Source organism: Cardinium endosymbiont of Culicoides punctatus (assembly GCF_004354815.1).
GTDB lineage: Bacteria > Bacteroidota > Bacteroidia > Cytophagales > Amoebophilaceae > Cardinium.
The window spans coordinates 1-8,544 of record NZ_QWJI01000029.1 but is presented as its reverse complement, the minus strand read 5'-3'; the positions used below and the strand labels follow the sequence as shown (position 1 = coordinate 8,544).

Sequence of the window (8,544 nt, the reverse complement as noted above, 5' to 3'; positions counted from 1 at the left end):
TCACATGCATTTTCTATAATAAAGGCATAGTTAGTGGCGTCTAGTTGAGACATAGCCAAAATAGCCATGGACTTTTCTTCAGGACTATATTCTGGATCACGTAATATATCCACACCGTTTTTTAAACCTGAATAAGGGCCAAATTGAAAAGGATAGTAAAAAGCAGGATGTTCTAAAATTACCAAAAACCATGGTATAGGAAATATATTGACGGGGATAGGCGTACCTAGGCGATAGTAATCCCAGGCGTCTTTCTCTCTTACTGCATAAGCTATTATAGCATGGTAAGGCAACTCACTATTTCCATCACAATAACTTTGGTTGCATAATGTATTTGCATTTATTAAATATACATGCCATGTTTTAGGGAAAATATTATTGAAAAGTTCTGTAAGTTCTTTATACAACCTAGTTGTCTTATCTAATTCTTTATGTACTTGTATTAAAAATGAATATACTCCTGCCTTTTTCAGTGCAGCTAGGACATTTTCATAAGGCTTTCCTACATGATTTTGAGCAATCAAATTGCTTATCTTAATAGAGAATATCAAATCTAGCAAATGCTCATTTATCTTATTTGTTTTGTATAGCCTATAAGCATCTTCACATAACTGATAGGACTGTGTTAGTGCAAATATAGATATCTTTTTTTGCTCTAAGGTATAACGACTGTCCACTAAGTAATCTAGTATAGCTTCATAGTAATAGCCATGGTGCTTATGTATAACTAAAAAATCTTTGGAACGAAATAATTCTATCGGATGAGTATATCTTCCTACAGCAGCTTGTATCGCCTCTACTTTTTGCGGAAAGGTTACCCATGTTCCCCAATGACACCCATCTTGCATAATATTATTAGGTATCTGGTAATTTTTATACCCTGGATGACCATGTAAATACACTGTCCAAGAAGGAAATCCCAATGCATTTTCTTGAATATCATACATCATATGCATTTCAGCATATGCTGGGAAACTTACAAAAGCTATAATATATCCCATTGTGCTTATTTTTCTTATTATTCTGCAAATAATAGCGTATACATTCATCTTAATTGAATTTTATGTTCATACATGATATTGTAGCCAGCATTTGCGCATGTATGTGACTTATATATGTAAACTCTGCAAGATGCTTTTACATAGTAATGAAATTATTACACTTCAAAGTCATACTCCCCCTTAGCCACATACATGAACAAATTTCTCTAAATGAAACGTAAGAATTATTTGATTTTTAATTGCAATAAAAAATATATGTACTTTACATATTTCAATATTTAGTCATCATATCGTTGTATAGTACCACTTAGGCTATATCCACCAACATTATCTTTATTAGCGGCTAAAATACGAGTATCACTAACGGCTATACCAACATGAGAGCCATCTGATACTATATCTCCTTTTTGTAAAGAATAAACTTTTTTAAAACCAGAAACAGAATCAGTCCAATCTCCTGCTGTAATTGGCCAATAACATTTACACTTCGAATCGTAGTTTTTAGGTGCACTTACGCCTGCAGCCTCTAACATGTCATAAATGAATAAATTACACTTCCATGTATTTTCCTTAAATTTTCCTACGCCGGAACTCTCTTTAGATGTACTATATGCCCACGCTGTACTGCCCTTATTACTTTCGGCTTCTTGAGCAATATCCTCCCCTTTACCCATATAATTATGTTTAACACTACCACACCCTGCTAGCGGCAATAACAATGCTACTCCTGCTATTTTTTTTATATTATCTATCATGGGTACTAGAATTTAAAAGTGTGGAACTATTGATTTTAATCTAACTATTGTAGATAGTACAACTTTTTTGTCAAAAAAGCAAATTATAATTATCAATTATGTAATTCCTCAGGTACCCTATATATGGTCTTAATAGTATGGCCCCGTTATGTTGGTTTTATTAAAAAATTTTTGTTAAGTTAGCATGTAACCGTGCGTAAATATGATATGTCTAAATGAATCTATCTAGGTAGCTTTTATTATTTATTTTCTATTTATTTACTCGATTAGGAGGATTAGGATCCATTTATCTAGAAATATAACCTACTCAAAAGATATCTGTTTGCTGATGTGTTAAAATAACGATTTATAGACTTACCCTATATATTTGAAATATCCCATTTTGGAAAAGTTTGCAGATGTCATTTTACCCATTCCACTTAATGCTTTAACTTATTGCATTCCAACCGAATACCAGAATAAAATCCATGTAGGCAGTGGTGTTTTGGTTTCACTAGGAACGAACAAGTTGTTGTTTGGAATAGTGTATAGATTGCATAATGAATTAAGGAATTATCCAATAAAAAATTTGTTGGCAGTAGTCTATCAAGAACCACTATGCACATCACAGCAGCTAGCATTCCTACAATGGACTGCTAACTACTATTTATCTAGCCTTGGAGAAACTATATCTGCTGTACTCCCAAACGTTTTGGATGAACATAAAAATATTTTGTTTCAGGTTACTACTACCCAAGTTTGTGAAGATGAAACAGAACAGTTTATATTAAATGCACTACAAGATCAAACTTTATACTATAAAGACGTTATAAAGTTACTGCCCCCTAAACAAGCACGTAAAGCATTAATATCCTTGTTATCAAACCAACTTATAGAAGCCATTGCAATGGCTAAAATCGATCAACCGTTTAAGCAAGAAACATACATTACATTTTCCGCTACCGAGTATCCTATATTGTTGGACAAACAACTTAAAAAGTTATATAAAAGATCCCCCAAACAACAAGCGCTACTCGCTTATTTTGTGTCTAAAACGTCTAAAGGATTGGAGCAAATATACATTGCTAAAAAAGAACTTTTAGATTTAGGATATTCAAAAGCTGTTTTAGCTATACTATTAAAAAACAATATTTTAACCCAAGTGTATAAAAAAAGTAGGGAAACAGCTACCTTTAGTGCTCTTTTACAACCATTATCTCCTTTAACCAAAGCACAAAAAGATGCCTTTACTGCAATACAAAAACAATTTGTTGAAAAAACAGTCGTATTACTGCATGGAGCTATAGGAAGTGGTAAAACGGTGCTATATATGCATCTTATTTATGAGGGATTGCAACAACAAAAACAAATCTTACTCTTACTTCCAGAGATTAGTCTAGCTACCCATATAGTAGAACGGTTACAACCATTTTTTGGAGATTGGATTGCTGTTTATCATTCTAAACAGTCTCATAAAGAGAGATTTACAATATGGTCCCGTGTACTTCGTCAACAATCATTGGTTGTTATTGGGGCACGTTCTGCACTTTTTTTGCCCTTTAGTAATTTAAAACTAATTATTATTGATGAAGAACATGATAGTGCCTATAAACATAGCAACCATACGCCCACCTATCATGCAAGAGACTGTAGCATTGTGTTAGCGAAGCAACATCGGGCAAACGTTTTACTAGGTTCTGGCACCCCTTCTATAGAAAGTTATTACAATGCCCAATCTGGAAAATATGGTCTGGTAGTATTACCACATAGATTTGGACAAGCAGCTAGCCCCAATCTATTTTTTGTGGATCTTAATATAGAAAAGAAGCGAAAAGCGATGCAAGAAGATTTTTCCTTGACGCTGCTCTCCCATATTGAAAAAAATATTAAGGAAGAAGGGCAAACCATGATTTTTCAAAATAGGAGAGGCTATGCTCGATATTGTTTGTGCGAGTCCTGTGGATGGATTCCTCATTGTTTGAACTGTTCTGTCAGCTTGACCTATCACCAAGGAAATAATCATCTACTTTGTCACTACTGTGACTATGCCATAACTCCTTCACTATCCTGTCCTAATTGTGATTCTTCAAGATTACATAATGTAGGCTTTGGCACAGAAAAGCTAGAAGAAACCTTGCAACTTATTTTCCCAGAACAAAAAATTGGTCGTATGGATTTAGATACCACAAAAGGAAAAAATAGTTATACGACCATTTTACAACAAGTATCCACAGGAATAATCGATATCTTAGTTGGCACACAAATGATTGCAAAGGGGCTGGATTTTGCCAATATTCGACTCATTGGTGTATTAGACATAGATGCATTGCTTTTTTTTCCTGACTTTAGATCAAACGAAAAATGCTTTCAGCTGATTACACAACTTGCAGGGAGGGCAGGAAGACGAAATCATCAGGGTAGTGTATTTATACAAACTAGACAACCTGATCATATATTGTTTCGCCATTTGGCTAATAACGATTATCAAGGAATGTATACATCGGAATTGGCGGATAGAAAAAAATTTCACTATCCTCCTTATGTTAAGTTAGTTAGATTAACCCTAAGCTGTATGGAACCAACTATATTAAAATTAGGAGCTATTGAACTTAAAAAGGCATTAGAAAAAAAAATGAATGCCACTATTCTTGGCCCACAACAACCATTAATTGGGAAAGTTAGAAAGTTTTTTTTATTGGACTTACTCATAAAAATACCAAGCAAAAATATAGCTTTTTTAGAAAGAGAAAAAGAATTACTTAAAAATATCTGTAAACAACTATTCGGTAAAGGACAATACAAAAATGTAAAAATTCTATTTGATGTAGATCCTGCTTAATATACTGGACTAATTTTTTCAGTATGTTATTTTATTTCTAGTACTCTTTTCGTAGTATTGCGTACCTTAAACCGCTCATCTATTCTAAGCCCTACAATCCACACAATTTCATTATTGGAAGTTAAGATATGTACATTTTTTTTAACGGCAATAGGTATTTTAAGATCAATGAGTAGATCGCTTACCTTTTTACGTCCCTTCATGCCTAGGGGATAAAAAGCATCCCCCTCTTCCCATGGACGTAGTATAAGTGGAAATTGTAATGTGTCATAATCTAATGCAGCAATATATGGCGTTTTTTTTATAATATATTTTTGATTTTCAAATGTATTAAAGTATAATATTTGGTTCCCATACTGTACTTGTAATGTTCCTTCTACAATAATTTGTTTAACTGCAAGTTGATTAGATGGTGTTTTTGTTCTTATTATCCATTGTTTTCTATCTGTTGATAGCTCATAATCTTTAGAATAAATAACTTTACCACTACTTTTAGGCTCAACTATAAAATCTTTAATCTGTTCAAATGTAAATCCATAGGAACGTAATATTTCAAATACCGCAGTAGCTGCCCATGGTAAATGGGTGATTTTATCAATGGCTACATAGCATAAATCATCATGGAAATATAAAATTTCTTGCTTTAACGTATGGATATGACTTTGGAAAAGCTTATTGATATCTGTTAGTTTTTTACATGTATCCTTTGTAGTTTCTTCAAAATTTGGATTTATGCTATGTAAAAGTGGAATAATTTTGTTTCTAATAAAATTTCTCTGATAATAAATATCCTTATTAGAACTATCTTCTCTCCAAGAGAGATTTTCTTGTTTGGCATAATTTAAGATCTCCTCTTTTCTAGCAAAAAGCAAAGGACGTATGATTTTACCATTGATCGGCTGAATGCCACAAAATCCCATAATACCTGTTCCCTTAATAAAGTTTAGTAATATTGTTTCAACAGAATCGTCCCAATGGTGTGCAGTAGCTATTTGGTGCAGGCCATGTTTTTCCAGTAAGCTGTAAAAAAAACGATACCTTAAATCTCTTGCAGCCATTTGTGTTGAAATAGCATTATCAGATGCAAAATCTTTAGTCTGAAATCTAGTACTATAACAGGCAACTTTGTAATGATGTGATAATGTATGCACAAATTGTGTATCTTCATCAGATTCTATTCCCCGTAAGTTAAAATTGCAGTGGGCTATAGCAAAAGGCAATCCAGCTTGTTTAAAAAGATAACAAAGTACTACAGAATCTACTCCGCCACTTACAGCCAGCAGTGTCTCTTTACGTGTATCTATGATTAGATTCTGTTGTTTTAGAAATGATAAAAAAGGTGTTAACATGGGTTCACATTTAGGGTTAGCATGATAGCCATCTGTACAAAATAGAGCAATCTCATAGGTACTCTTGCTCCGAATAGAATGCATAAAGATTCATAAGCAATATAGTTCAGAAAATTATATGTAAATTTACTTTAAAAGTAAAAAATATGAGCAATGTAGCATACCATGATTTAGTTTGTCTATACTGGGTTTCAAGGTCGTACTTATAAAGTACTTTAAATTACTATATATTTTAAGAACATATGGCAGAACTAATTAAAATGCCTAAAATGAGCGATACCATGCAACATGGTGTTATTAGCCGTTGGCTGAAGCAAGTAGGGGATACGGTTGCCATAGGTGACATACTTGCTGAAGTAGAAACAGATAAGGCTACCATGGAGTTAGAGGCATATGAAGATGGAACATTGCTCTATATAGGTGTACCAGATAAAGCAGCTGTGCCCATTAATGATATTATTGCAATTATAGGAGCACCTGGTGAAGATATTAATGCTTTACTTGCGCAACAGGCTTCAAAGGCAGAAGATACACCATCTATTCCCATAGATGTTTCAGAGAAATCCAACAATAGTCCTCCTGTTGTAACATATACAACGGATAGCATACCCACTACACAAGACCCCCAACAATTTCAAGAATTACCTCAACCATCAGAACGGCTTTTTGCATCTCCTCTGGCAAAAAAAATAGCGAAAGAAAAGGGATATGATATTACACAAATACAGGGATCAGGGGAAGCTGGTCGCGTTATAAAAAAAGACGTAATGCATTTTGCCCCAAGTCGCTTAAATGAAGCTTCTGAGTTTGCTGATCCATTTTCAGAGGCTTATCAAGATCAGTCACTATCTTCTATGCGTCAGACAATGGCTAAAGTGCTAACAGAGAGTAAGGTAGCAGCGCCTCATTTTTATCTAACCATGACCATGAATATGGATAAGATAGTTGCTTTACGTCCAGAGCTGAATATGCATTCAGAGACAAAAATATCTATTAATGACCTGGTTACCAGGGCTGTAGCATTGACACTTAAGAAACACCCACAGGTCAATACGGCATGGATTGAAGATAAAATTAGATTTTACCAACATGTACATATCGGCGTAGCAGTAGCTATTGAAGATGGCCTCATCGTGCCTGTAGTTCGTTTTGCTGATAAAAAAACACTGGCGGAAATTAGTACAGAAGTAAAAATATTAAGTACAAAAGCACATCAAAAAAAATTAACTCCTCAGGACTATACAGGAGCTACTTTTACCATTTCAAATCTAGGCATGTTAGGTGTAGAATCTTTTACTTCTATTATTAATCCTCCAGCATCCTGTATACTGGCAGTTGGTGCAATGCAACAAATGCCTATTGTTAAGGATAATCAAATTGTTGTTGCCTATGTTATGAAGGTAACTTTGTCGTGTGATCATCGTGTGGTAGATGGAGCAGTAGGCGCATCGTTTTTATCCACACTTAAAGCGTTAATGGAACAACCACTTAGCCTCTTACTTTAATTTTTACAAGATTTTAAATAGTTTTGGAATATGAATTTTGATAATAACAATACTGGTAACATACCTCAACTTAAGTCAACTACTGTATTGGCTGTATTACATAATGGTAAAGTTGTAATTGGTGCAGATGGACAAGCTACTTTAGGTACTACTGTTGCTAAAAATAATGTTAAAAAGTTACTAAAACTTGATAACAAAGTTTTAGTCGGTTTTGCTGGATCTACCTCAGATGCTTTTACTTTATTAGATCGTTTTGAAGAAAAATTGAAGAATTATGGGGGAAATATAAAGCGATCTGCTATTGAGCTCGTTAAAGAGTGGCGTACTGATCGTGTACTCAGAAGATTAGAAGCCATGTTAATAGTAGCTAATAAGGAAACTTTATTGGTTATATCTGGATCCGGTGATGTTTTAGAACCAGAGTTTAATGTAGCAGCTATTGGATCGGGTAGCATGTATGCACAATCTGCTGCTATGGCGTTGATAAAACATGCACCCCATTTGAGTGCCATGGAAATTGCTAAAGAAAGTTTGACCATTGCAGCTGATATCTGTATCTATACAAACCACAATCTTATCTTTGAATCTTTAGATGAAGAGCATGAGTAAATAAGGTGTTGTTTATAATGGTTTATAACATTGGTTTTCAAAGTTAAAATTGAAATTTTTGGTTTAAAAACAACAAGATTTTGCTAGGAATAAAAAATCACTAAACAGTGTTAACGATACAATCCTTTATCTTCTTGTACAGTTGTATTATAACTAAAAATATATAACGGGATCTGTCTTTATAGGAGATAGTGATACCTGCTTACAGGTATCATTGATGTGGTCTTCTTTATTACTGCCTAGATAGCTCATTAAGACATATCGAGTGCTAAAAAAACAAATGTTTAAAAATAATATTTTAAAAAAACAAAAATATTGATGCAGTATTACTGTGTCTTATGCTATCTTTATTTTTATGTAAAACAAATAAGTATGGTATGCATCAAGATCCAAAAGACTTAGAAAATAAAAGACCAGCAGAAGATGTATTGGTGGTGGTACAAATATATGATTTTACTTAGCCCAAGCGTTACCTTTATTTATGCTATCAATGACTATCATGATTGC

At 33.6% G+C, this 8,544-nt stretch carries 7 protein-coding genes; 4 read left to right on the top strand and 3 right to left on the bottom strand.

Translation table 11 applies throughout. From position 1 onward, the window contains the following. Both CCPUN_RS03855 and CCPUN_RS03850 read right to left on the bottom strand, forming a co-directional pair. On the bottom strand, window positions 1–1,049 hold a 1,049-nt coding region (locus tag CCPUN_RS03855; protein ID WP_204594657.1), incomplete at its 3' end, for a hypothetical protein. A gap of 230 nt (window positions 1,050–1,279) precedes the next feature. Further along, entirely contained in the window at window positions 1,280–1,756 is a 477-nt protein-coding gene (locus CCPUN_RS03850) for a hypothetical protein (protein WP_133282264.1), read from the bottom strand. A 367-nt stretch (window positions 1,757–2,123) separates the two neighbouring features. Here CCPUN_RS03850 and priA point away from each other — a divergent pair, with 367 nt between their 5' ends. Beyond that, window positions 2,124–4,574 (top strand): replication restart helicase PriA, encoded by a 2,451-nt coding sequence (gene priA / locus CCPUN_RS03845; RefSeq protein WP_133282263.1) that lies wholly within the window; start codon window positions 2,124–2,126, stop codon window positions 4,572–4,574. Window positions 4,575–4,600: 26 nt separating this feature from the next. Here priA and tilS read toward each other — a convergent pair whose 3' ends face one another. Next, entirely contained in the window at window positions 4,601–6,007 is a 1,407-nt protein-coding gene (gene tilS, locus CCPUN_RS03840; protein WP_133282262.1) for a tRNA lysidine(34) synthetase TilS, read from the bottom strand. Window positions 6,008–6,165: 158 nt separating this feature from the next. On the opposite strand from tilS, the gene CCPUN_RS03835 reads away from it, so the two are divergent. The 3 genes from CCPUN_RS03835 (at window position 6,166) to CCPUN_RS04855 (ending at window position 8,498) form a co-directional block, all read left to right on the top strand. Then, complete coding sequence (locus CCPUN_RS03835) at window positions 6,166–7,428, top strand: pyruvate dehydrogenase complex dihydrolipoamide acetyltransferase (protein WP_133282261.1); 1,263 nt, start codon at window positions 6,166–6,168, stop codon at window positions 7,426–7,428. A 30-nt stretch (window positions 7,429–7,458) separates the two neighbouring features. Further along, on the top strand, window positions 7,459–8,037 hold the full coding sequence (hslV, locus tag CCPUN_RS03830; RefSeq protein ID WP_133282260.1) for an ATP-dependent protease subunit HslV: 579 nt from the start codon (window positions 7,459–7,461) through the stop codon (window positions 8,035–8,037). 338 nt (window positions 8,038–8,375) lie between these two features. Then, window positions 8,376–8,498: a hypothetical protein gene (locus CCPUN_RS04855; RefSeq protein ID WP_255414899.1), complete on the top strand. Its 123-nt coding sequence runs from the start codon at window positions 8,376–8,378 to the stop codon at window positions 8,496–8,498. Window positions 8,499–8,544 lie beyond the last annotated feature (46 nt).